This is a genomic window from Pantoea sp. (genome assembly GCF_028283705.1).
In the GTDB taxonomy this organism is placed as follows: domain Bacteria; phylum Pseudomonadota; class Gammaproteobacteria; order Enterobacterales; family Enterobacteriaceae; genus Pantoea.
On the sequence record NZ_JAPWKD010000015.1, the window covers coordinates 100,024 to 125,376 of the forward strand.

Here is a 25,353-nt window from a genome sequence, read left to right on the forward strand (position 1 = left end):
CGATAATGACTACAGACGCAGGCGTTTATGCGTATTCCGCCGTTCTGATGGGGTCGCCCATTCTGCTTAAACTCTTCGAAGATAACCAACCCCTTGCGGCACAGGTGTTCCGGCTGATTAAACAGCAGGAGAATCTGTTCACCGTCAATCGTGCTGATTCTGAAGTGATGGCGATCAACCACGCTGCGGGCCGCCATCCGGTAATGGTCAGTGAGCCGGTGTTTGCGCTGATCAGCATCGCCCACGCGGTCAGCCTGATGCCAGGCAGTGCCTTCAATTTCACCATTGGCCCGGTGGTCAAGCGCTGGAAAATCGGTTTCCAGGGCCATGAGGTGCCCCCTGCTGAGGCGATCGCGGCGTTACTGCCCCTGACCGATCCGCGTCAGGTGGTGCTGAATGAAGCTGAACGATCGGTATTCCTGCAACAGCCCGGCATGGAGATTGATCTCGGTGCGATTGCCAAAGGTTACATTGCCGATCGCGTGCAACGCTTTTTACGCCAGCAGGGCGTGCAGCAGGCGCTGATTAACCTCGGCGGGAACGTCCAGACGCTGGGGTCGCCACCGCATGATCCCGCAGGGTGGGGCATCGGCCTGAAAAAGCCCTTTGGCCGGGAGGATGAGCTGCTTGGTGTGTTACGGGTGCAGGGGAAGTCCGTGGTGACATCGGGTATTTATGAACGCTATTTCGAACGGGATGGCCGCTGCTGGCATCATATCTTCGATCCGCGTACCGGCTATCCGCTCGACAATGAATTGCTGAGCGTCACGGTGATTTCCAATCGTTCACTGGATGGCGATATCTACACCACGCTGCTGTATGGCATGGGGGTGGAGCAGGGGCTGGCGTATCTTGCTGACCAGCCCGAACTCGACGCGATTTTTGTCACGCGCGACAGGGAAATTATCTGTTCTTCACCGCGTCAGTTTCGCTTTGAGCAACTGGACACCGCGTGGCCGCTGCGTTACTGACAATACTGTTGCAGCAGCGAATGGTATTCCGGTTGCAGGCGATAGCGGTATACCGGACGGCCTGTGGCACCGTAATGGATGCTGGTAAACAGAATATTAATCTGCGCCAGCCAGATCAGATATTTACGGCAGGAGACGCGGGAGATGTTCACTTCCGCCGCCAGCTCATCGGTGGAGAATTCTGTGCCCGGGTGGGCATCAATCCACTGACACAGCGTGCGCAGCGTCTGGGGTGTCAGTCCTTTCGGCAGGCGCTTGCTGTCATGCTGCGTCGCCGGGCTACCGTGAATCAGTAAATCGACATCGGACTGCTGATAATAATGCTGGTTATCCATCAGCGATTTTTTCTGCCGCCACTGGGTCAGCGCTTCTTCAAAACGCGGGAACTGGAACGGTTTGATCAGATAATCCACCACGCCATAATGTAGCGAGGTCTTGATGGTGGCGGCATCCGCAGCCGAAGAGATAATGATCACCTCCACCGGGCAGTTGGCTTTACGCAGTTCCGGCAGCAGATCGAGGCCGTTTTCCTGCTGCATATAAATATCCAGCAGCACCAGATCGACCGGAGGTTCGCTGTTGAGGATCTTCTCTTTCGCCTGCTGTAACGTTGCGGCAGTACCACAGCAGGTAAAGCCGGGCACCTGGCCGATATAGCAGCGATTAAGCTCTGCGACCATTGCATCATCGTCAACCACTAACACGTTGATCATGCGGTTTGATTTCCTCCATCCCAGGGTAGCTGAACTAAAAATTGTGTATACACGCCGGGTTCTGACTCCACGCTGACGTCACCGCCCAGGCTTTCGGTCTGCTGCTTCAGCAGGAACAGGCCGACGCCGCGATCGTCACCTTTGGTGGAGAAACCTTTGGCGAAAATGGTAGGCAAAATCAATGGATCAATGCCGGGGCCATCATCGCTCACCTCGCACGCCAGCCAGCCATTCTGATAATGCAACATCACATGGATCTCACCTTCAGTCTGGTCACCCAGTGCATCCAGCGCGTTCTCCACCAGATTGCCAATCACGGTAATCAGCACCGCCATCTGTTGCTCGTTGCCACAGTCGGGCAAAAAGCTGGCATCGCTGATGGTCAGGCTATGCCCGCGATCCGATGCGCGACTGATCTTGCTCAGCAGGAACCCGGCAATCACTGGCGACTTAATTTTCTGCACCAGCGAACCAATTTCGGTCTGATAGTTATTGGCGGTTTTCAGCACATAAGTTTCCACCTGCGCATAATTTTTCATATGCAGCAGGCCGAGGATCACATGCAGCTTATTCATAAATTCATGCGAGCGTTCACGCAGCGCATCGACATAGTTTACCATGCCGCTCAGGCGCTGCATCAGCTGGCTGATTTCCGTTTTATCCCTGAAGGTGCACACCGCGCCGATAATCCGTCCCTGACTGCGCACCGGCACCGTATTGCTGAGCAACACATGGCCGTTCACATTCAATTCCTCATCACGGCGCGGACGGCCGCTTTGCAGTACATCCTGCAAATGGGTGTTGATCACCGAGGCATCGTAAATGCGGTCGGCACTGATGGCGCTGGTGGCGATCTCGGCACTCAGCAGTTTTTGTGCCGCCTGGTTGACCAGCGTGACCTCGCCCTGGTCATCCACCGCCACCACACCTTCTTTCACCGAATTGAGGATCGCCTGACGTTGCTCGAACAGCGTGGAGATTTCATGTGGTTCGAGGCCGAACAGAATACGTTTCAGCACCCGCACCAGAATAAAGGTACCGAGTGCACCCACCAGCGCGCCAATCAACACCGTCCATAGCACGCTCCAGCGGCTCTGGTTTATCTGGTCAGTCACCGCACTGAGGGAAATACCAATCACCACCACGCCAATCTGCTGTTTTTGCGCGTTATACACCGGGGTAAACACGCGCAGGGCTTTGACCAGCGCCCCCTGATTCACCGAGACATTTTCATGGCCACGCAACGCAGGTTCGAGATCGTCACCGATAAAATGCTGGCCGACCAGCTCCGGGTTGAGATGGGAATAGCGAATGCCCTGCATATTGGTTACCACCACAAACAGCAGGTTATTACTCTGCTGGATTTCTGCGGCGATGGGCTGAATTAACAGGACATTGGGCGGCAGCAACAGTGCGCGTTGTACTTCCGGCGAATCGGCCAGGGTGCGTGCCACCGCCATGGCTTTATCTTCCAGCTGCGCGCGCGTGGTGGCACCAATCTGAAAGAAGTAAATAAGGTGGACGCTGAGCAACACCAGCGCGATCACGGTGCTAAGCATCAGCGTGACCAGCGTATTGAGTTTCATCGGTCGCTTACGCGGTGGGAAATCCGGTGGAGAATAGGGTTCTGGCATAGGCAGGTATCGTCGCGGTTTTTTTAGGGGTGCGTGCAAGCACGCACCCGGACGGTCATTCGCTCTGTGGTTTCACGCGGTTAGCAAAGCTTTTTTTCAGCTTCTGCAACTTCGGTGGGATCACGGCGAGGCAGTAACCGTTGCGCTGACCTGCGCCATCCCAGTAATCCTGGTGATAATCTTCCGCCGGATACCATTCCCCCAGTGGTTCGATGGTGGTGACAATCGGATCTTTATTATCTTCCTGCGCGCGGGCGATAGCCGCGATGGCTTCAGCTTCCTGTTCGGCGTTGGCCGGGAAGATAGCAGAACGATACTGGGTGCCGATGTCGTTGCCCTGGCGGTTAAGCTGCGTTGGGTCATGGGTGACAAAGCTGATATCCAGCAGATCGCCGTAGCCTATCTGCGCCGGATCGAAACCGATACGGATCGCTTCGGCATGGCCGGTGGCGCCGCTGCATACCTGCTCGTAAGTGGGATGAGGACGGGTGCCGCCGGTATAACCACTTTCGACTGACTCAACGCCAATCAGACCTTTAAATACCGCTTCGGTACACCAGAAACAGCCACCCGCGATCACCGCGTATTCAATTGCCATGTCTTTACTCCTGTCAGGGCGAAAGCGTTACTGTGGGGGCGCGCTTTCATGAAATCAACCTTGTTCAGATTAACATTTCTGGCTTAAAGTCGCGGTGTTTATCGAGCAACAGATTGCTCATCACGGTAAAACGACCTTCACCGGTATAGTGCAGGGTCGGCGGAAACTCCGGCTTCTCCGCTACATGCGCTTTGACTACCTCAAAGATAAACAGATTGTAGTTATCCACCATCGTATCGTCGTACAGCTGACACTCAAAACTGGCGAAGCACTCCTGAATCAGCGGCGCGTTAACTTTTGTCGCGGGTTCTGCGGTCAGCTTAAAGGCAGCAAACTTGTCGATACGATCGCCGTGGCAGTTACCAATCGCCACTACGCTATCGATTAAATCGGATGAGGGAACGTTGATCACGCACTGGCCACTTTGCCGAATCAGTTCATGGCTGTAATTGCCTCCGGCGATCATACAGCCCACCAGCGACGGCGAGAACTCCAGGACAGTGTGCCAGCCGAGCGTCATGATGTCGTGCTGATCGCCAAACTGCGAGCTGACCAGCACCACCGGTCCTGGCTCCAGATATTTCCGCGCTTTGCTGACCGGAAAATCGATTTTATGCAGATTCTGGTTCATTGTGCTGCTCCTTTTTCTTGAAGGATGTTTTAAGTGTAGCGAACCCTGGACAGGGCTTTACCTGCGCGTCAATTGCAGGCATGGTAAGCCGTCATCTTAAAAGGAGCTGCTTTATGGCGTCTGCGCGCGCGTTAACACAATCCCCCGCCACTTTACATCTGCTGTGCGGCAAAGTTGCTGCCGGAAAATCGACGCTGGCACATCGGCTGGCTCAGGAAACGGGTGCGGTGATCATCAGTGAAGATGCCTGGCTGGCGCATCTGTTTGCCGATGAAATGCGTGAGGTGGCGGATTATGTCCGCTGTGCCGCGAAACTGCGTAACGCCATGACGCCACACCTGATCTCGCTGCTGCGTTGTGGGGTATCGGTGGTGCTGGATTTTCCCGCCAATACGCTGCAAAACCGGCAGTGGATGAAAACGGTGATCCAGACCGCCGAGGCTGCGCATCAGCTGCATTTTCTCGATGTGCCGGATGATCTGTGCAAAACGCGGCTGCATGCACGTAATGCGACTGGTGAACATGATTTCGCTGCCACCGATGCGCAGTTCGCGCTGATCAACAGCTACTTTGTCGCCCCGCAGCCGGAAGAGGGGTTTAATGTAGTGAGCTGGCCGACATCGTAGCCGCGCAGGTTAACGCACCACCGGCACATCAGAAAACCGCGTGGTATAGGCGGGTGACAGCATTGCTCGTTTCATCGACCAGGTTTTCTGCATTCCCTGACCGGCGAACCACAATGCGCCGCGTTGGTGGGCATTCAGACTGTCGATCAGCTGCATTAACTCTTCGCTATTGCGTCGTGGCTGATAGTCGGCGAACAGATCAAACTGCGCCACACCGTCACTGAAAAAATCCCCCAGCATCACACCACCTTTCAGATAGCGTTTGCCGGGCATCCAGATTTTATCCAGACAGCTCAATGCGGCATGGATAATGTCACGGCTATCCTGGGTCGGCGTGACCAGTGCGGTGCTGGCTGAATTGGCATAGTACGGATGATGGGGATCGTGCGGGCTGGTGCGGATAAACGTACCGATATGGCGGCAATATTGCCGTTCGCTGCGTAATTTCTCTGCCGCACGTGCGGCATAGTTGCAGATGGCTTCACGCATATCGCCGTAATCGGTCACCCGGTCGCCAAACGAGCGCGAGCAGAGGATGTTTTGCCGATTGGGGATCACCTCCTCAAACGCCAGACAGGGTTCGCCGCGCAGTTCGCGTACCGTGCGCTCCAGCACCACGCCAAATTGCTTGCGGATCAATGTAGTCGGGGTATCCGCCAGTTGCAGGGCTTTTTCAATTCCCATCAGGTTGAGCTTTTTCGCCAGGCGGCGACCGACGCCCCACACTTCATCCACCGGCACCATCCCCATCAGCTTGCGCTGACGCACCGGGGCGGAAAGGTCCATCACGCTCTCCGCTTTGATCCAGCGTTTGGCAGCCCAGTTCGCCAGCTTGGCGAGAGTTTTGGTCGGTGCAATACCTACGCCGACCCGCAGATGCGTCTCTTTATACAGACGATCGCGCATCTGCCGACCAAACGCTTCCAGTGAGATGCAGTTGTCGACGCCAGTGAGATCGACAAAGGCTTCATCAATTGAATAGACATCAACGCGTGGTGTAATCAACTCCAGCGTCTCCATCACACGTGCCGACATATCGCCATACAACGCATAGTTGGAGGAGAACACCACCACCTGATGGCGCATTAATTCTTCACGCTGCTTAAAGTAGGGCGCACCCATTTTGATACCGAGTTTTTTGGCCTCTTTACTCAGCGAGATGATGCAGCCGTCATTGTTGGACAGCACCACAATCGGCTTGCCGCGCAGGTCCGGGCGGAACACGGTTTCGCATGAGGCGTAGAAAGAGTTGACATCGACAAGTGCGTACATAATGAATTTCATGTTAACTGTGTTTATATACAGTATTTTTCAATTGTATTTCGCAATCAAGGGGTGAGCAGGAGATAAACGCAAAGGCTTTGAAGTTGTGGAGAATTTAGTTGCCGTACCCGCGAAAAATCCGCGTTATCTTTCATTAAAGATTTTCTGTCTCAGGCCGATGCTCATAAGAGCATTTCCTGAATTTTACCCTTTTTCTGCTCGCCATCCCTCTGCGAACAAGGACACCGCGCCAGATATGTCACTCATCACCCATACATTAGCAAACCTCACAAAAGCATTGCGTACTGCGTTGCGTGTCTCAATTGAATGCAATGAGCGCAGCGAAAATACCCATAAAATTTTAAACGTGTTACGTCAGGTTGAGCTGACGCTGATGCTGCATCAACAACCTATCTATGCTATTGCCGGTACGCAGGGCGCGGGTAAAACCACTCTGGCAAAAAGCCTGTTGGGCATTGACGATAGCTGGCTGGAGGCGAATCCGGGGCGGGGCGAGCAGATACCGTTATTTATTGAGCAGCGGCATGATGTGCAGGGTGATTATCCGCAATTTATTTATGTCTGTGCTCACCACAAAACCGGTGAAATTTTTGACAGCCAGCCGCGCAGTGGCGATGAGCTGAAACAGATGCTGCGTGACTGGTCGCAAATGGTGAATCAGGAGATAGAAGGGGGAAAAATCCTCTATCCGAAATTAATCATTAATAAGTCAGACAGTTTTATTGATGAAGAGATGGTCTGGGCACTGCTGCCCGGTTACGAGATCAGCAACAGCCAGAATCATCGCTGGCAGGGCATGATGCGGCATGTCATGGTCAACGCCAGAGGCGTGTTGCTGGTCACTGATCCGACGTTAATGGCAAATACGAACCAAAGCCTGCTGGTGAACGATCTGCGCAGTGTGTTCGCCGATCGTTCTCCGGTGATCGTTGTGACCAAAACAGAAAGCCTGAACGATGCGGAGAAGGCCGAGGTAAAAGCGAGCGCCGCCGCACTGTTTCATGCGACCTCATCACCGGTGGTCGCTGCCGGTGTCGATAATAAAGCGCAGTGGACAGGCGAACTCCGCGCCGCATTTGCTGAAGGTATCCATAATAGCGCCGCTTCCGAAGCGGCCGCGATCGAACGTTTGATGGCTCTGGTCAATGACGATGTTGCGGATATTATTGATAACCTGAATCTGCTGTACGCGGAGCAGGACAGTGGCGAGGAGCGTACCGTTGCTATTCTTGAAGCGTTCGATAAAGCAGCCGAGCGCTATGAACAGCAGCTGCGTAAAGCCATCAAAAGAGAAACGGACGGGCATCGGCAACAAGCCACTGATTATTGCCAGCGTCGTTATCAGGAAGAAGAAGAAGGGCTGACCAATAATTTAAAAGGACTCGGTCGTCGTCTGATATTGCAGGGAGCGGAGATTGATCGTGAACGCAAAAATCGGGTACTGGACGCCTGGCAAGCCCGCTTTGAGCAGCAGTCTCTGGCCGATCACAATATGGTCGCTCTGGAAACGCTCAACCGCCGTGAGTTAAGGCATTACGGTCTTTCTCAGGAGACGCTGTCACCCCAACGGTTGACTTCGCCCGCAGCGACAATGGGATATTTGTCGGTGGCTGAGGAGGATAATTCGTCCTCGCTGGCCCCTTTGCGTCATCTGCTGGGATCGGCTGCAACAAGGGATGCGCCGCCGCAGTTAGACCAGCTTTCCACGCTATTAAAAGTGCTGCCTGCCATGACGATGGAATATGCACGCGGTTGGGTGGCAATAAACCAGGCGATGCCCGCAGCGTCAGAGCTAACCAGCGCGTTGCGGCCACAGCAAATTCTCGACGCGATTTTTAGCGCGCAGAGTAGCATCCACCCGGTGAAGACCGCGCTGATGGCGTTTATCGGTGCCGACGCAGCGGACGGCACACTGGATGGTGAAGTGGGCACACCGCAGAATGAGGATAGCGGCGTATTTACGCCTGTCGCGATAGCAGGCAAAGCGATGCTGGTCGGCGCGGCGGTTTTTGCGTTGTATCAGGTGGCGGGCGTGGTGAGTGAGAGTGATAAAGCCCAGGCCTGGTATATTGAACGGATGATGAAGGAACTGGCGCAATATAATGAAAACGTCATCATCGAGCGTTATCAGGACACGATGGGCGATCTGCGTCAGCTGATTGAAATCAACCTCAACCGTTTATTTGGTGTGCAGGATGTCCTCACGCAGAAAAGCTATCTCTGGTTAGCTATTCAGGGACTCACGACGGTACAGAAGGAAGCCCGGCAGTATGAAGCCAGTATCAAACAATATCTGGCGTGATATTTGCCGTGAGCGCTATCGTTGGGCGGAAAATAGCTACATCAACCTGCTGCGTCAGGTTGATGCCGAGCGGTTAATCCAGCCTCATGCAGACATCTCCCGCCAGATATCGGTGATTGTCTATGGTCCGACGCAGGTGGGAAAAACATCCCTGATTCTGACCTTACTGGGCGTCAGGGATGAATGTTTTAAAGAGCTTAACCAGCTGCTGCGTGGTGGGCAGACATTAGGTAAAGCGTCAACGGCGCGAACTTACCGTTACCGGATATCACGGGATGATGCCTGGTATTTTAGCCACAAAGACCAGGGAACAACCGCTTGGTCGGATGGCGGGGCGGCAGATATTTTCGCCAGCCTGCGTGAAGAGGTTCAGGCGGGCAGACGCGATTTCGACAGCATTGACGTATTTATTCCGCAACATTTCTTCCATCCGCAGCAGCGGCAACATGGCTTGTTAATCCGCGACCTGCCGGGTATTCAGGCTGCGGATGACAATGAAAGGGAATATGTGTCTCAGCTTGCCAGCCAGTTTATTCGTTCGGCGGATGTGATCCTGCTGACCGGCAAGGCGGATTATTTAGGCTTTCTGAAACCCGAGGAGTTGGGCAATGACCTACTGGCTGACTGGTTCTGGCAGCCACATCGCTACAAAATTGTGTTAACCCGGACTTTTAGCAACAGTTCCATCCGGGAAATGTTGCGTCGTGTTTCCCCCGATAAATGCTGGCTGCAGGCTTATTTATTTGGGCAAATCAATACGCTGGAATTGCAACTCCCGGCGGAAATGCGCGAACACATTTATCCGCTCGAATGTGGTCACTCCTGGCAAACCCTGATTGAGGGGGGTGACGATTATGGTGACTATTGCCAGCGGTTGCGCGAGCAGATATTAACCGACCTGCGCCATAATATGCTGCAGGCGGTCCATCCGCTTTCTCGTTTACGTACGGGATACGCGTTACCTGAATTAATTATCCGCTACCGGGACAGGTTGCAACAGCAGTACTCAGAGCTGCACAGCACGCTGGACAAAGAACGGGAATATTACCAGCGTAAACAACAGCAGCTGTCGCGCGCTCTGGCTGAATATGCCCCCTATCTGGCAAAGAGCCAGACACGCCTGGACAGATTGCAGCGGCTACGCGAACGACTAAATAAAAGACAGGCGCGCAGCGCGCATCAACCTATCGCTGTGCCACCGATGGGAGCAAGAAAGGTCAGTGCCTTACTGAAAATGATTGCTGAGGCAAGAGAAGAGATGGCACTTCATCCGGCGTTAAAGCGCCTGCCTGCCCATTTCGCTGCGCAACAGATTAACCACCATGCCTTCACGGCGATTGAGCAAAAGCTGCATGGCTATCATGCGGATAATTATCTCTTTGCCAGCAACTATAAGCATGACTATCAGGAAACGATCAACGCGATCAAACAGCACCTGAAACTGATCACCACATTAGCCGCTAATTTCCAGCGTAGTGAGCTGGAGAGACATATCAATGAACATCGCCGTCGCCAGCAACGTTTACAACACCACGCCACCCGGCGAGACAAGCTACTGACGGCGGTGGCCAATAAACTGGCGCGCATCATTGCGCAGCAACAGGAATTAACGCACAGCCATACGCGTGACGAGGATCATTATCAGCAGCTGATTGGCGAGAGTCGTCGCTTTCAGGAACTGATTAGGGTGGCAAAAAATGAACGGGCCATCCTGATCGAACAACACATTATGCGTACGGATATTGGTCAGGCTGAGCGACTGGCCTGGGTACTCGCGGCCCGTGCGTTAAAGAAAGACTACGAATATGTCAGAGCATTAGGAGAGTAGTGCATGTCTGTGGAACATGACCCGGTTATTGCGCAGGATAATGACGAGCGGATGCTGGATGAATTGGTGCAGGAACTGTTTCTGACCTTGCTGACACGTGAGCTGGCGCAGCAGAAAGCGGTCATTGAAACCATTAATGATAACGTCTCGTATCAGGCTGGCGAGTCATTAAAATCGTTAAAACGGGAGATCAAACTTTCCATCAGCACCCTGGCGGATGCGCAACAGGAATATCAAGAGGAGCAGGCCATCGCCAGGGAGGAATACGAACAGCGACTGGAGAACGGCTTCAGGGAGCAGGGTAAACGTATTATTGCTCACCTGCTGACCTCGACAGAACACCAGACCCGGCTGGAGCAGCAGCTGGCTGCGCAGTTAACAGATTTACAGCAACAGCATGCCACACATCATCAGCGCTCAGGTAAGATGCTGAACAGCATTAAATGGCTGCTGGCAGGGCTGGGGGGCATCAATCTGCTGCTGTTTGCGGTTGTCATCATGATGTATTTTCTGGGGCATCGATAATCACCCGCGCATGCAGGCTTGTCCGGATATGGTGCGTCTGGTGCACCATGACTTTTCTCTGGTACGGATAAACGGACGCACAGGCAGCGCATGACGCGTCCTGATTAAACTGGCACAACTTCTGCATTCATTTCCTCAGGCTTGTATACAAGGCCGCATACCGGCCAATGACCTGGGGGAATACACCTTGCACAACAATGATAAAGAGAAGATTAACGCTCAGCGTCGCCAGATGATGAAATATTCCATGCTGGCATTAGGTGGCGTCGCGCTCAGCGGCATGCTGGGCAGCCCATCCGCTCAGGCGGCAGATGACGAAATCCTGATTGGCTACTGGCCGATTGTGGGTGGTCTGCCGTTATATGCCGGTATTGAGAAAGGGTTGTTTAAACAGGCTGGCGTCAATGTGCGAGCGGTGAAATTTGCCAGCCCGCAGCAGGTGGTGGAAGCGATGATCACCGGGCGGATCCATGGTTGCGCTAATGGCACGGCCACCGGCGCGCTCGGCCTGGGAGCCATTACCAGCCCGGACCTGTTCAAAATCATCTGTTCTAACCCTTCCAATGAAAAAATGGTGCTGGACGAGTTTCTGGTACCCGTCAACAGCACTGCAAAATCCATCAGCGATCTGAAAGGTAAGCGTATCGCCAGCGGTCCGGGCATTCAGAACGTCACCATGGCGAAGATCATCCTGGAAAAAAATGGCTTCACCGATACCAAAGTGATCGAGCTGCCGGTGGGGCAGCATGCGCCTTCGTTAGCCGCCGGACAAATTGATGGCGTGTATACGCTGGAGCCGACCGGCACCGTCGCGCGCATGAAGGGCATGGGGAAAGTGCTGGAAACCGGGGTGATTGCAAAATATGTGCTGGGCGATGCCAGCGCGCCGTGGTTTGGTGGCGCGGCGGCACTCACCAGCAGCTTTATCAAGGCCGATCCGGCGCGGGCGAAGCAGGTGATTGATGCCTATGGTGCCGCGGTCAAATTTATCCAGCAACAACCGGATGAGGCGCGCCAGTATGTGGCAGGTTACACCGGGATTGAGGCCGCGCTGGTGAAAGAGGTGCCGTTGCCGGGATTCGTGATGTATGACCAGTTAACCGGCAGCAACCTGCAATGGTTCCAGAAATTTTATGACGTGTTCACTGAACGGAAAATTTTCAGCAAGCCGCTGCAAGTGGAATCCCTGATCTATCGGGCATAAGGAGAAGTACAATGATGCAGATATGGCGTCGCAGATTGCTGCCGTTGATCGGTCCGTTGCTGTTATTTCTGCTGTGGCAGACGGCGGTTAGCGCCAAATGGCTTAACCCGGTATTGCTGCCTTCACCCGGCGAAACCCTGGGCTATCTGTTTAGCGCGCTGGCTGATGGCAGCATGAATCGGGACATCGGGGATACGCTCTACCGCACGTTGATGGCATTTATTGTCGCCGCAGTGCTCGGCGTCCCTCTGGGGGTGATGCTGGGCAGTAGCGAGCGACTGTATCGTAGCGTCGAGTTTCTGGTGGATTTCTTCCGCTCAACCCCTTCTTCGGCGCTGATCCCGCTGTTTATGCTGATCTTTGGCATTACCGATACCAACAAAATCGCCATTGCCGCTTTTGCGGCGGTACTGGTGATTCTGTTTAACAGCGCCTACGGGGTAATGAACGCAAAGAAGACGCGCATTATGGCGGCGCAGGTGATGGGCGTTTCACGCTGGCATGTGTTTAAAGACATCATGCTGATGGAAAGCCTGCCGCAAACCTTTGTCGGGTTACGGACCGGTGTTTCGATGGCACTGGTGATCGTCATCGTCGCCGAGATGTTTATTGGTTCGGAAACCGGACTGGGACATCGCATTATTGATGCGCAGCAGTTATTCAATATTAAAGATATGTACGCATCGATTCTGATCACCGGTGCATTTGGTTATCTGCTGAATCTGGGTTTTCTGTTGATTGAAAAACGCTGTGTGCACTGGAGTGGCAAAGCATGAACAAACCCGATTATCCTCAGCCCAATACCCATGTGACGATTCGCGGACTCGATAAAAGCTTTGCCGGACAACCGTTATATCAGGATCTCAACCTCGATTTACCGCGCGGGAAGATTGTTTCGATATTCGGCCCCAACGGCTGTGGTAAATCGACGCTGATGAACATGATTGCCGGATTGATTCCGGTCGATCGCGGGCAAATTTTGTTCGACGGTAAAACCCTGGCCGAGACCAATATTGGTTATGTGTTTCAGAACTACCGTGATGCGCTTTTTCCCTGGTTAAGCGCCTGGCAGAACATCGCTTATCCGTTAAAACGGCAGGGGATGAAAGCGGCGGCGGTGAAACAGCGCGTGGCAGAGTTGGCGGAGATGTTTGATATTCGCTTCGATTTGCAGCGTTATCCCTATGAACTTTCCGGTGGGCAACAGCAAACGGTATGCATCATGCGTGCGCTGGCAACCGGACCAGAAGTGATGTTTCTGGATGAACCATTCTCGGCGCTGGATTTTGAGATGACGCTGTTTATCCGCGATAAACTGCAACAGGTCCAGCTGGCAACTGGCGTGACAATGCTGATTGTCTCGCATGATCTGGAAGACGCGGTGTTTCTGGCGGATGAGATCCTGCTGCTGACGCGCCGTCCGACGCGTGTTGCCGAAATTGTCCCGTTTGAGCTACCCCGTCCGCGCACTGCCGAGATGATGAGCCACCCGGAGTTCGTCCGGGTAAAAGCGCATACGTTGGCGGTGTTTAAACGGGAAATGGCTGGTTAACAATGCGTTTTCTGCAGCGACGCAATTTATTGCGCAACACTAAATTGCGTCGCTGCACCGGGCGTTACATTCAACGTGCGGCATAAATGATAAAAGTCACCACGCCAAATATCTCCAGCTGCTCTTCTTCGCCAGGGATAATCGGCGCGTAGCGCGGGTTCATCGGCAGTAACTGCACGCGCGGCACGCGTTGTAACCGTTTAACCGTAAATTCACCGTTGAGCGCAGCCACCACAATGTCGCCATGTTTTGCGTCCAGCGCGCTATCAACCACCAGCAAATCCCCTTCGCTGATATTGGCATCACGCATCGAATCCCCTTCCACCCGGACAAAATAGGTGGCGTTAGGATGCGCGACCAGATATTCATTCATATCCAGTTTGCGCTCAACATAATCCGCAGCCGGGGAAGGGAAGCCACAGGGTACCGCATCCAGAAACAGCGGCAGGTGAAGGACTTTGGCGGTGAGGGCAGGAGAGAGAAACTTCATAATAGACACTCAAAAATACTGTTGTTATATACAGTGTAATTAATTGTGAGTCGGGATCAAGCCGGTACTCACCCTAAATCGTTAGCCGGTTGTTCCACCAGTGAATTTAGTTGCGGCGGAAAGCTCGTCTGACAAAATCCCCATCGCCGTCTACACTTAACTCTGACGATGTTCTTAGTCTGGTTGCTGTGTTGCTAATAAACTTGTTTGTTTGTGGAGCGTTACCCATCGAAATACCGTCCTGCCGGAAAACCCTCCCCGCCGTTTGTGACTTATCACTGACCCTGGCGGATCACACCCAACCTGCCTCCGAACATCGATATTGCTATCAGCCATTGATACAGGAGGAGTGATGTGACCCCTGCGGTACATGAGAACAGCACCCTGCCGTCGCTAAGCGGCGGGTTATATGCCTTCTTTTTTGATGTCGACGGCACGCTGGCGGCAATTCAGCCTCAGCCCGAGTCGGTTTCGATTCCCGCATCGGTGCGCCAGCATCTGCAACAACTCACCAATCTGAACCATGGCGCGCTGGCGCTGGTGTCTGGTCGTCCCGTTGCGCAACTGGATGCGCTGGTTGCGCCACTGGAAGTCCCGGCAGCGGGTGTGCATGGTGCGGAACGGCGTGATGCCAGCGGCAGGATGCATTGCCAGTCACTGCCCGTCGAGATTGCGCAAACGCTGCAACGGGAATTGCAGGAGACCATGGATCAATGGCCCGGCACGCAACTGGAAGTCAAAGGCATGGCGTTTGCGCTGCATTATCGTCGGGCGATGGAGTATGAACAGGCCGTCATCAGTTTGGCTGAAGAGGCGGTGGCACGTTTTCCGGAGCTGGCGCTCCAGCCGGGAAAATGCGTGGTGGAACTGAAACCGCAGGGAATCGATAAAGGCGCGGCCATTCGCGACTTTATGCGGGAAGCGCCTTTTACCGGACGTATTCCGGTATTTGTGGGTGACGATCTGACCGATGAGAAGGGATTTCTGGCCGTTAATGCGCTGGGGGGAATTTCTGTCAAGGTCGGAGAGGGTACAAGCCATGCGCGCTATCGCCTCAGCAGCGTAGATGCGGTGTGGAGCTGGCTTGAACAATTACTATTACAATCAAAGCATGACAACGTCGGTAAGGAGTCTGGGTTATGAGTCGCTTAGTGGTCGTATCTAACCGTATCGCCATTCCTGATGGGACAAAAGCCAGTGCGGGTGGTCTCGCCGTCGGTTTGCTGGATGCACTGAAAACCACCGGGGGATTGTGGTTTGGCTGGAACGGCGAAATCAGTGAGATTTCTGGCGAAGAAGAGGAGGAGGTCAGCGTCAGCGAGTATGACGGCATTACCTACGCTGCCCTGCCGCTGAATCAAAACGATTATGATCTCTATTATTGCCAGTTTTCCAATACCGTTATCTGGCCTGCCTTTCACTATCGCCTCGATTTGGTGCAATTTCAGCGCGAAGCCTGGGAGGGTTACTGCCGCGTCAATACGCTGCTGGCCAATCGCCTGAAACCGCTGTTACAGGAGGATGATATTTTATGGATTCACGATTATCACCTGTTGCCATTTGCCGCCGAGTTGCGCAAACAGGGCATTAATAATCGCATCGGATTCTTTCTGCATATCCCATTTCCGACGCCAGAGATTTTCAACGCGCTGCCGCCACATAAAGCGCTGCTGGAAATGATGTGCGACTACGATTTGCTGGGTTTCCAGACAGAATCCGATCGCGTGGCCTTCCTCGATAGTCTGAGTCAGCTGACGCAGTTGCAGAATAAAGGCGAGAAGAAACATCGCGCGTTCGGCAACACCTTTATGACTGAGGTGTATCCGATTGGTATCGAACCGGACAGTATTAAAGAGATGGCGGAAGGTGCGCTGCCACCGAAAATGGCGGCCATGAAGCGTGAACTGGGGGATGTGCAAAACATCATTGCCTGTGAGCGTCTGGATTACTCTAAAGGCTTACCGGAACGTTTCCTCGCTTATGAGGCGCTGCTGGAGCACTATCCCCAGCATCGCGGCAAAATCCGTTATTCGCAGATTGCGCCCACTTCGCGTGGCGAAGTGCAGGCGTACCAGGATATTCGTCATCAACTGGAGACGGAAGCTGGCCGCATCAACGGCAAATATGGCACCCTGGGCTGGACGCCGCTGTATTACCTTAATCAGCACTTCGACCGCCGTCTGCTGATGAAGATTTTCCGGCTGACTGATGTCGGGTTAATCACGCCGTTGCGCGATGGTATGAATCTGGTGGCCAAGGAGTACGTGGCCGCGCAGGACCCGGATGATCCGGGTGTGTTGATTCTGTCGCGTTTTGCCGGCGCGGCCAATGAAATGACCTCAGCGTTGATCGTCAATCCTTACGATCGCGACGAAGTGGCGGCAGCACTGGACCGGGCACTGTCCATGCCGCGTACCGAGCGTATTTCACGCTATAACGACATGATGACGGTATTACGCCAGCATGATATCTCACACTGGCGTGAGAGCTTCCTGCGCGATTTGAACTCGCTGCCACAGCGCAGTGCCGATCACAGTACTGCGCATAAAGTCGCGACCTTCCCGAAGCTGGCGTAATGAAGGCGTTGCGCCGCTACGATATTTGCACGTATTCGTAGCGGCGCGATTTATCGCGCGTTTTCCGCTGTGCTGTAACACACTGCACAGCGTTTCCACACGCTTATCCTGCTCACTGTCACCCGACGCAATCGACGTTATTTCTTTAACCAGTAAAAATCCTGCCAGACAGGAGATTTGCGCACATCTGGCGAAAAAGTAAACGATCAGGGGCAGAATACGGCTTTTTTTTCGATGCAACCCTAAAGCCTGAGCGTAATGTGCCGATAGTTTGGTTACATCAATGCGTAAGCGCAGCGATTCATTCATATCTCTAATGTAACGCATTGTTACATCCACTGCCGTTCACTAAACACTCCCTACAAACCGTTAACGATAAGTTGCCGCACCGCGCCGACTCTTCACATAATGCTAGCACCTTGCTGTTAGTGCCTTTTCGCAATATTCCCCGTAAGTGATTAATTTGTCAGCGAATAATTCCACTGAGTTTTGGAGTTTTATGCTGTGTATTTTTATCAGATCAGAGAATTGTAGCGACCTAATCGCAACGATACAGATAAAAGATCGCTTTATATTGACATTATGCCGCATAGCTATTTGTAAGCGAAACGACAATGAAATATTAGCGAAATAAAGCAGATCTGCTCAATAAATGAGCAACAGAAAAGCAATGCTGAAGGGTTGAAGAAAAAATTTGCCTTAAAAGTGTGACGTAGATCACACTTTATCTAAAATTTCACACTTATCACGTTGTATGTCGAAATCAGACGATATAGATTTGCCTTGTTTTCAGATTAGTCTTAAAAAACTGTAAGCAGACGTCACGGAAGATGGTTAGAACTCAAGAAAAGATTGGCCTGGAGTTATGACTACTACTGATCAGTGTCCCGGTGGGAAGTGAAACAGTTCAGTACACGTTTGGCTTATGCCTGAATATTTTTTGCCATCTTTAGATTTACCAACCAGCAATCCGAACCATAGAGAAATATTTTCTATGGCCGTATATATGTCGTGTCTATCAGGATGGAAAAAATGGGTACATCAGAATTACTAAAACATATATATGACATCAATCTGTCATATTTACTGCTTGCGCAGCGTTTAATTAACCAGGAAAAAGCTTCAGCAATGTTTCGTCTGGGCATCGATGAATCGATGGCAGATGCATTGGCACAATTAACTTTACCTGAGATGGTAAAATTAGCGGAAACCAATCAACTGGTTTGCCAGTTCCGCTTTACTGACCACAACATTATTAATCGCCTGACTCAGGAATCCCGCGTGGATGATTTACAGCAAATCCACACCGGTATTTTATTATCCAGCCGTTTACTGCGTAACGCGTCGAAAGACGACGTTGGCACGAAAAAGAGGGCGGTATAATGAGCGAAAAAAGTATTGTTCAGGAAGCGCGTGACATTCAGCTGGCGATGGAGCTGATTACGCTGGGCGCGCGACTGCAAATGCTGGAAAGTGAAACGCAGCTAAGCCGCGGTCGCCTGATTAAGTTGTATAAAGAATTGCGCGGTAGCCCGCCGCCGAAAGGTATGTTGCCATTCTCCACTGACTGGTTCATGACCTGGGAACAAAATATCCACGCTTCGATGTTCTGTAACGCCTGGCAGTTCCTGCTGAAAACAGGTTTGAGCACCGGTGTGGAAGCCGTAATTAAAGCGTATCGACTCTATCTTGAGCAGTGCCCACAATCAGACGAAGGCCCGCTGCTGGCGCTGACGCGCGCCTGGACGCTGGTGCGTTTCGTTGAAAGTGGCATGCTGGAACTCTCCGACTGCAAATGCTGTAACGGCAGCTTTATCAACCACGCGCATCAGCCGGTCGGCAGCTTTGTTTGCAGCCTGTGCCAGCCGCCATCACGCGCCGTAAAAAGACGTAAACTTTCTGTCGAATCTGCCGATACCTTTCCACAACTGCTGGATGAACAGGTTAAACACGCCGTTTAAGTTTGTTCGTATCGTGGAAGCCATCCAGCAGCGGTTAATCCGCTGCTTTTTTTTTGCTCTGCGTTTGCGAATAACACCTGCGGCTCTCTGGCTTAACTTCCACCAACACGTTACGGACGTAAGGATTTTTTTGTGCTGATTATTCTGGGTTATATCGTAGTCCTCGGGTCCGTGTTAGGCGGCTACATGTTGGTCGGTGGCCATCTGGGGGCACTTTATCAGCCGTCTGAGCTGCTGATAATAGGTGGTGCCGCGATTGGTGCTTTTTTGGTCGGTAACAATGGCAAGGCAATTAAAAAGACCTTAAAAGCATTGCCCTTGTTAATGCGCGGCTCGAAATATAACAAAGCCGTTTACATGGATTTAATGGCATTGCTCTATCGCCTGATGGCGAAATCACGACAGCAGGGGATGTTGTCGCTGGAGCGCGATATTGAAGATCCCAGCCAGAGTGAAATTTTCGCTAACTATCCGCGCATTCTGGCCGATAAACAGTTAGTGGATTTTATTACCGATTATTTGCGTTTAATGGTCAGCGGAAATATGAACGCATTCGAAATCGAAGCGTTGATGGATGAAGAAATTGAAACCTACGAGCACGAGTGTGAAGTGCCAGCGCAAAGTTTATCCGCGGTCGGTGATGGTTTACCCGCGTTTGGTATCGTCGCGGCGGTAATGGGCGTGGTGCACGCACTGGCGTCGGCGGATCGTCCGGCGGCAGAACTGGGCGCGCTGGTGGCGCATGCCATGGTGGGAACCTTCCTCGGGATCCTGCTGGCTTACGGTTTCATTTCGCCGCTGGCATCGGTGTTACGCCAGAAATGTGCTGAATCCACCAAGATGATGCAGTGCATTAAGGTGACGTTGCTTTCCAGCCTCAATGGTTATGCGCCGCAGATCGCGGTGGAGTTTGGTCGTAAGACCCTCTATTCCACCGAACGTCCGTCGTTCCAGGAACTGGAAGAACACGTCCGTAATGCTAAAAACCCGGCTAAACAAACCTCGGATGAAGCCTCATGAAGCATGGCAATCGCCCCATTGTGCTGGTTAAACGGCGCAAACATAAAAGGCATGAGGGAGGTCATGGTTCATGGAAGATTGCTTATGCCGACTTTATGACGGCGATGATGGCGTTCTTTATGGTGATGTGGCTGCTCTCGATCGCCAACCCGCAGCAGCTGATACAAATTGCAGAATACTTCAGAACGCCGCTTAAAGTGGCGTTAACCGGTGGTCAGCGAAGCAGTGATAGCGACAGCCCAATTCCTGGCGGCGGGGATGACCCGACGAAGAAGCAAGGTGAAGTGAAGAAAGCCGTGGATATGGATGCACAGAAGCGCCAGCTGGATGATATCCGCCTGAATCGCCTGCGCGAAAAGCTCGATCAGCTGATCGAAGCCGATCCACGTCTGAAGGCGCTACGCCCGCATCTGATTATCAACATGGTGGAAGAAGGGCTGCGCATCCAGATTATCGATAGCCAGAACCGCCCGATGTTTAAGACCGGCAGCGCTGAGGTGGAGCCTTATATGCGCGATATCCTGCGCGCCATCGCTCCGCTGCTCAATGCGATCCCCAACAAAATCAGTCTGGCGGGTCATACCGATGACATCCAGTATGCCAACGGCGATCGCGGCTACAGCAACTGGGAGCTTTCGGCGGATCGTGCCAACGCCTCACGTCGTGAGTTGATGATGGGCGGTCTTGATGGCAGCAAAATGCTACGCGTGGTGGGCATGGCTGACACCATGAAGCTGAAAAACCGCGGTGGTGACGATGCAGTAAACCGTCGCATTAGCCTGCTGGTGTTGAACCATGACACCGAAGCGGCAATTGAAAAAGAAAATGCCGAGAGCGATGCCGTTCAGGTGAGCGACCCGGCACAGATCATTCCCGATATTACCGCGCCCGCCGTTCCGGCTGCGCCGACAGCACCGGCAACATCAGCGACACCGGCAGCGCCGGCTGCCACGACGACGCCAGCGGCTCCGGCCAATCCGAACGCCAGTGCGGTGACTACTGACCACTCCTCACAGCCGAGGTGATCCCGTGAGCATGGACATCAGCGATTTTTACCAGACGTTTTTTGATGAGGCCGATGAGCTGTTAGCGGACATGGAGCAACACCTGTTGGGACTGGATCCCCAGGAGCCAGATTCCGAACAGTTGAATGCCATCTTCCGCGCCGCCCACTCGATAAAGGGCGGAGCCGGTACGTTTGGCTTTACGGTTTTACAGGAAACCACTCATATCCTGGAAAACATTCTGGACGGTGCGCGTCGTGGTGAAATGGCGCTCAGCACCGACATCATCAACCTGTTTTTGGAAACCAAAGATATTATGCAGGAACAGCTCGATGCCTATAAAACCGCGCAGGAACCGAATGCAGAAAGCTTCAACTATATCTGCGAAGCACTGCGTCAGCTGGCCCTTGAAGCCAAAGGGGGAGCCCCGGCAGCCCCGGCGGCGGTGGCAGTCGCCGAGCCTGTTGCACCCACTGTCAGCAGCGCGGGTTTACGCCTGCACCTGGTTGATCTGAAAGAGAAAGAACCGGATTTGTTGCTGGAAGAACTGGGCAACCTTGGCACGCTAAGCGATGTGGTGAAAAGCGCCAACGCGCTGGAAGCCACCATTGAAGGTGTCGGCAAAGATGACATCGTCGCTGTGCTGTGTTTTGTGCTTGAAGAAGCGCAGATTCTTTTCCCGGAAGGCAGCAGCGCGCCGGTGGAAACCGCACCAGCAGCACCTGTCGTGGCTGAACCGGTACAAAGCGCCACCGTCACCGAGATCACCCCGGCAGTGAAGCGTGAAAACAAACGCGCGGCAGCCCCTGCCAAAGCCAGCGAATCCAGCAGTATCCGCGTTGCGGTCGAGAAAGTTGACCAGTTGATTAACCTGGTTGGTGAACTGGTGATTACTCAGTCAATGCTGGCACAGCGTTCTGGCGCACTGGATCCGGTGGCGCATGGCGACCTGCTGAACAGCATGGGTCAGCTGGAGCGTAACGCGCGCGATTTACAGGAATCGGTGATGTCGATTCGTATGATGCCGATGGAGTATGTCTTCAGTCGCTTCCCCCGTCTGGTACGCGATCTGGCCAGTAAGCTGGGTAAAGAAGTGGAGCTGACGCTACTCGGCAGCTCGACCGAACTGGATAAAAGCCTGATCGAACGCATCATCGATCCGTTAACCCATTTGGTCCGCAACAGCCTTGACCACGGTATCGAATCGCCGGAAAAACGTCTGGGTGCGGGTAAAAGTGCCGTCGGTAATCTGACGCTTTCCGCAGAACATCAGGGTGGCAACATTTGCATCGAAGTGATCGATGACGGTGCCGGTCTTAACCGTGAACGTATCCTGGCAAAAGCGATGTCTTCGGGTCTGCCGGTGAGCGAAAGCATGAGCGATGAAGAAGTCGGCATGCTGATTTTCGCACCGGGCTTCTCTACCGCTGAGCAGGTCACCGATGTATCGGGCCGTGGCGTCGGCATGGATGTGGTGAAACGAAACATTCAGGAAATGGGCGGCCACGTTGAAATCGCCTCGAAGCAGGGTAAAGGCACCACTATCCGTATCCTGCTGCCACTGACGCTGGCGATCCTCGATGGTATGTCGGTTCGTGTGGCCGATGAAGTGTTCATCCTGCCGCTGAACGCGGTGATGGAATCGCTGCAACCGCGTGCCGAAGAACTGAAGCCACTGGCCGGTGGTGAGCGTGTGCTGGAAGTGCGTGGCGAATATCTGCCGCTGGTCGAGTTGTGGAATGTGTTCGATGTGCAGCACGCCAAGACCGATGCCACGCAGGGCATTGTGGTGATCCTGCAAAGCGCGGGTCGTCGTTACGCCCTGCTGGTGGATCAGCTGATTGGTCAGCACCAGGTGGTGGTGAAAAACCTTGAAAGTAACTACCGCAAAGTGCCGGGTATTTCCGCCGCCACCATCCTTGGCGATGGCAGTGTAGCGCTGATTGTAGATGTTTCAGCCCTGCAATCACTGAACCGTGAAAAGCGTGTGGCCGGTGCCGCAGCGTAATCGATAACGAAAAGGTAAATACAATGACTGGAATGGCAACCGTGACGAAAATCGCTGGCGAAACCGTGGGCCAGGAGTTCTTAGTCTTCACCCTCGGAGATGAAGAGTACGGTATCGATATCCTGAAAGTGCAGGAAATTCGTGGCTACGATCAGGTAACGCGCATCGCCAACACCCCGGAGTTTATCAAGGGTGTGACCAACCTGCGTGGCGTGATTGTGCCGATTATCGACCTGCGCGTGAAGTTCTCGCAGCCGGATGTGGATTACAACGAAAACACCGTGGTGATCGTGCTGAATCTGGAACACCGCGTGGTGGGTATCGTGGTGGATGGCGTTTCTGATGTGTTGTCGCTAACCCAGGACCAAATCCGTCCGGCTCCGGAATTTGCCGTGACCATGTCAACCGAGTACCTGACGGGTCTCGGCGCGTTGGGTGAACGTATGCTGATTCTGGTCGACATCGAGAAGCTGCTGAGCAGTGAAGAGATGGCGTTGATGGACACGCTGCGTAGCGCATAATTGTTGTGTCACGGGCCGGGATGACCGGCCCGTTATCATTTCTGATAGAAATAATTCCTTATAAATCAACATCAAGTTTGCAATTAATTCACTTTTTGCTCTCAATTTCGCCACCCTCTGGCCGATAAATCCACTGCATTTTTTCACTTTTCAGGGCAAGGTATGTTTACGAAAATCCGTGTTGTCACCAGTTTATTACTGGTGCTGTTGATATTTGGTTTTTTGCAGCTGGCTTCTGGCTCGCTGTTTTTCAAAGCGCTAAGCAATGACAAAAGCAGTTTTAATGTTGCACAACTGGCAAGCAAAAATACTGCGGCGATCAACGACGCTTATATGAGTCTTAACCAAAGCCGCGTGTTGCTGACGCGTGTCATGCTGCGTATTGCCAATAGCAAACTTTCGGGTGAGACCGCCGATCTCGCCAGCATGTTTGAGCAGAGCAAGAACTTTCAGAGTAAGGCAGCGGATTTCTACTCATTGTTTAAAAGCATTCCGGATACCCCCGGTCAGGATGCGCAACTCAATAAACATCTGGATGACACCTTTAGTGCCTACAACAAGGCGTTAAACCAGATGCAGGATGCGTTGCAAGCCAACGATATTGAAGGTGCCGGTAAACTGCCTGTTGCCCCTTCGCAGAGCGCATTTCTGGAGGATTACACCCAGTGGCGTGCCGATCAGGACCGCCTGACCGAAGCCGGTGTCACGGCCAACCTCGCCGCCTATAACCATATGCTGTGGCTGCTGGGGGTAGTGATGGCGGTCGTCGTGGCTGTGATTGTGTTGTGCTGGTTTGGTCTGCGCAAAGTGCTGATTAACCCGCTTAACAGCAACATCAAACATATCCAGCACATCGCACAGGGTGATCTGACGCAGACCATCGTGATTGAAGGGCGTAACGAAATGAGCCAGCTGGCGACCAATCTGCACGAAATGCAGCAGTCGCTGGTGCGTACCGTCAGCAATGTGCGTGACGGTTCTGATGCCATCTTCACCGGTGCCAGCGAAATCTCCGCCGGAAATAACGATCTCTCTGCCCGCACCGAAGAACAGGCTGCCTCGCTGGAGCAGACCGCTGCCAGCATGGAACAGCTGACGGCCACGGTGAAACAGAACGCCGAAAACGCCCGTCAGGCTTCGCAGCTGGCGCTCAGCGCATCAGAAACCGCGCAGAAAGGCGGCAGTGTGGTGGATGGTGTGGTGCGTACCATGCATGACATCGCCGGCAGTTCGAAGAAAATTGCCGATATCACCAGCGTGATCGACGGCATTGCCTTCCAGACCAACATCCTGGCACTGAACGCCGCGGTGGAAGCGGCGCGCGCCGGTGAACAGGGTCGTGGTTTTGCCGTGGTGGCCGGTGAGGTGCGCAGCCTGGCACAGCGCAGCGCGCAGGCGGCGAAGGAAATCAAAGGATTGATCGAGGACTCGGTGAATCGCGTCAATACCGGCTCGGCGCTGGTAGGGACGGCAGGGGAAACCATGAGCGATATCGTCAACGCGGTCACGCGGGTGACGGACATTATGGGCGAGATTGCCTCGGCATCCGATGAGCAGAGCCGTGGTATCGATCAGGTCGGCCAGGCGGTGACCGAGATGGATCGCGTGACACAACAGAACGCCTCGCTGGTGGAAGAATCTGCGGCCGCTGCGGCTTCACTGGAAGATCAGGCCAGCCGTTTAAGCCAGTCGGTATCGGTGTTTAAGATCCCCCGCACCCAGGTTGCTCCGGCCGTGACGCGCCATCCGCAGATTGCGCCGAAAGTCGCCGATGTACCACGTAAAGCCGTGACGGCCCCGGTGAGCGACAGCAACTGGGAAACGTTCTGACGTTGTTGTCATTCGTGTTAACTTCATGCGCCTTTTAAAGGCGCATTTTTTTTAATGTTAATTTTTTTAATTATA

The 25,353-nt window shown here is 53.3% G+C and carries 23 protein-coding genes; 17 read left to right on the forward strand and 6 right to left on the reverse strand.

The annotated features are described in order from the left end of the window. The first annotated feature begins 5 nt into the window (after positions 1-5). Positions 6-971 (forward strand): FAD:protein FMN transferase, encoded by a 966-nt coding sequence (locus PW844_RS13215; protein WP_299452270.1) that lies wholly within the window; start codon positions 6-8, stop codon positions 969-971. Here the strand turns inward: PW844_RS13215 and dcuR are convergent. The 4 genes from dcuR to PW844_RS13235 all read right to left on the reverse strand — a co-directional run bounded on the left by dcuR (position 965) and on the right by PW844_RS13235 (position 4,547). Further along, positions 965-1,684, reverse strand: coding sequence for a two-component system response regulator DcuR (gene dcuR, locus PW844_RS13220; protein ID WP_084873982.1), 720 nt, complete (start codon positions 1,682-1,684; stop codon positions 965-967). The genes PW844_RS13215 and dcuR overlap by 7 nt on opposite strands. Continuing rightward, positions 1,681-3,270, reverse strand: coding sequence for a sensor histidine kinase (locus tag PW844_RS13225; protein ID WP_299453150.1), 1,590 nt, complete (start codon positions 3,268-3,270; stop codon positions 1,681-1,683). Before PW844_RS13225 ends, dcuR begins: the two co-directional genes overlap by 4 nt. Before the next feature lie 103 nt (positions 3,271-3,373). After that, complete coding sequence (msrA, locus tag PW844_RS13230) at positions 3,374-3,916, reverse strand: peptide-methionine (S)-S-oxide reductase MsrA (RefSeq protein ID WP_299452274.1); 543 nt, start codon at positions 3,914-3,916, stop codon at positions 3,374-3,376. A 64-nt stretch (positions 3,917-3,980) separates the two neighbouring features. Further along, a complete protein-coding gene (locus PW844_RS13235; RefSeq protein WP_299452277.1) occupies positions 3,981-4,547 on the reverse strand; it encodes a flavin reductase family protein in 567 nt (188 codons plus the stop codon). Between the two features lie 113 nt (positions 4,548-4,660). Between PW844_RS13235 and PW844_RS13240 the strand changes: the two genes are divergently transcribed. Then, the gene (locus PW844_RS13240) at positions 4,661-5,173 is read left to right on the forward strand and encodes an ATP-binding protein (RefSeq protein ID WP_299452279.1); all 513 of its coding nucleotides are present in this window, start codon (positions 4,661-4,663) and stop codon (positions 5,171-5,173) included. A 9-nt stretch (positions 5,174-5,182) separates the two neighbouring features. Here PW844_RS13240 and umuC read toward each other — a convergent pair whose 3' ends face one another. Continuing rightward, on the reverse strand, positions 5,183-6,445 hold the full coding sequence (umuC, locus tag PW844_RS13245; RefSeq protein ID WP_299452281.1) for a translesion error-prone DNA polymerase V subunit UmuC: 1,263 nt from the start codon (positions 6,443-6,445) through the stop codon (positions 5,183-5,185). Positions 6,446-6,692: 247 nt separating this feature from the next. On the opposite strand from umuC, the gene PW844_RS13250 reads away from it, so the two are divergent. The 6 genes from PW844_RS13250 to PW844_RS13275 all read left to right on the forward strand — a co-directional run bounded on the left by PW844_RS13250 (position 6,693) and on the right by PW844_RS13275 (position 13,868). Then, entirely contained in the window at positions 6,693-8,759 is a 2,067-nt protein-coding gene (locus PW844_RS13250) for a hypothetical protein (RefSeq protein ID WP_299452283.1), read from the forward strand. Continuing rightward, the gene (locus tag PW844_RS13255) at positions 8,728-10,587 is read left to right on the forward strand and encodes a hypothetical protein (protein ID WP_299452285.1); all 1,860 of its coding nucleotides are present in this window, start codon (positions 8,728-8,730) and stop codon (positions 10,585-10,587) included. The genes PW844_RS13250 and PW844_RS13255 overlap by 32 nt, the downstream gene beginning before the upstream one ends. A 3-nt stretch (positions 10,588-10,590) precedes the next feature. Then, complete coding sequence (locus PW844_RS13260; RefSeq protein ID WP_299452287.1) at positions 10,591-11,112, forward strand: hypothetical protein; 522 nt, start codon at positions 10,591-10,593, stop codon at positions 11,110-11,112. 187 nt (positions 11,113-11,299) lie between these two features. Next, on the forward strand, positions 11,300-12,316 hold the full coding sequence (locus PW844_RS13265; RefSeq protein WP_299452290.1) for an ABC transporter substrate-binding protein: 1,017 nt from the start codon (positions 11,300-11,302) through the stop codon (positions 12,314-12,316). A gap of 11 nt (positions 12,317-12,327) precedes the next feature. Next, entirely contained in the window at positions 12,328-13,092 is a 765-nt protein-coding gene (locus PW844_RS13270) for an ABC transporter permease (protein ID WP_208714729.1), read from the forward strand. Then, a complete protein-coding gene (locus tag PW844_RS13275) occupies positions 13,089-13,868 on the forward strand; it encodes an ABC transporter ATP-binding protein (RefSeq protein ID WP_299452295.1) in 780 nt (259 codons plus the stop codon). The genes PW844_RS13270 and PW844_RS13275 overlap by 4 nt, the downstream gene beginning before the upstream one ends. Before the next feature lie 70 nt (positions 13,869-13,938). On the opposite strand, the gene umuD is transcribed toward PW844_RS13275, so the two are convergent. After that, complete coding sequence (gene umuD, locus PW844_RS13280) at positions 13,939-14,358, reverse strand: translesion error-prone DNA polymerase V autoproteolytic subunit (RefSeq protein WP_299452298.1); 420 nt, start codon at positions 14,356-14,358, stop codon at positions 13,939-13,941. 354 nt (positions 14,359-14,712) lie between these two features. On the opposite strand from umuD, the gene otsB reads away from it, so the two are divergent. The 9 genes from otsB (at position 14,713) to PW844_RS13325 (ending at position 25,278) form a co-directional block, all read left to right on the forward strand. Beyond that, complete coding sequence (otsB, locus tag PW844_RS13285; RefSeq protein ID WP_299452300.1) at positions 14,713-15,501, forward strand: trehalose-phosphatase; 789 nt, start codon at positions 14,713-14,715, stop codon at positions 15,499-15,501. Beyond that, a complete protein-coding gene (gene otsA, locus PW844_RS13290; protein ID WP_299452303.1) occupies positions 15,498-16,934 on the forward strand; it encodes an alpha,alpha-trehalose-phosphate synthase in 1,437 nt (478 codons plus the stop codon). The genes otsB and otsA overlap by 4 nt, the downstream gene beginning before the upstream one ends. Before the next feature lie 1,032 nt (positions 16,935-17,966). After that, positions 17,967-18,317 carry a flagellar transcriptional regulator FlhD gene (flhD, locus tag PW844_RS13295; protein WP_084873996.1) on the forward strand — a complete coding sequence of 117 codons (351 nt, stop codon included), beginning with the start codon at positions 17,967-17,969 and terminating at the stop codon, positions 18,315-18,317. Further along, the gene (flhC, locus tag PW844_RS13300) at positions 18,317-18,895 is read left to right on the forward strand and encodes a flagellar transcriptional regulator FlhC (RefSeq protein ID WP_084873997.1); all 579 of its coding nucleotides are present in this window, start codon (positions 18,317-18,319) and stop codon (positions 18,893-18,895) included. Before flhD ends, flhC begins: the two co-directional genes overlap by 1 nt. A 132-nt stretch (positions 18,896-19,027) precedes the next feature. Next, on the forward strand, positions 19,028-19,915 hold the full coding sequence (gene motA / locus PW844_RS13305) for a flagellar motor stator protein MotA (protein ID WP_208714734.1): 888 nt from the start codon (positions 19,028-19,030) through the stop codon (positions 19,913-19,915). Continuing rightward, the gene (motB, locus tag PW844_RS13310) at positions 19,912-20,940 is read left to right on the forward strand and encodes a flagellar motor protein MotB (protein WP_299452316.1); all 1,029 of its coding nucleotides are present in this window, start codon (positions 19,912-19,914) and stop codon (positions 20,938-20,940) included. Before motA ends, motB begins: the two co-directional genes overlap by 4 nt. Before the next feature lie 10 nt (positions 20,941-20,950). After that, positions 20,951-22,927, forward strand: coding sequence for a chemotaxis protein CheA (gene cheA / locus PW844_RS13315; protein ID WP_299453153.1), 1,977 nt, complete (start codon positions 20,951-20,953; stop codon positions 22,925-22,927). A 23-nt stretch (positions 22,928-22,950) separates the two neighbouring features. Further along, the gene (cheW, locus tag PW844_RS13320; RefSeq protein WP_084874001.1) at positions 22,951-23,448 is read left to right on the forward strand and encodes a chemotaxis protein CheW; all 498 of its coding nucleotides are present in this window, start codon (positions 22,951-22,953) and stop codon (positions 23,446-23,448) included. 162 nt (positions 23,449-23,610) lie between these two features. Further along, on the forward strand, positions 23,611-25,278 hold the full coding sequence (locus PW844_RS13325) for a methyl-accepting chemotaxis protein (RefSeq protein WP_299452318.1): 1,668 nt from the start codon (positions 23,611-23,613) through the stop codon (positions 25,276-25,278). The last annotated feature ends 75 nt before the right edge of the window (positions 25,279-25,353 follow it).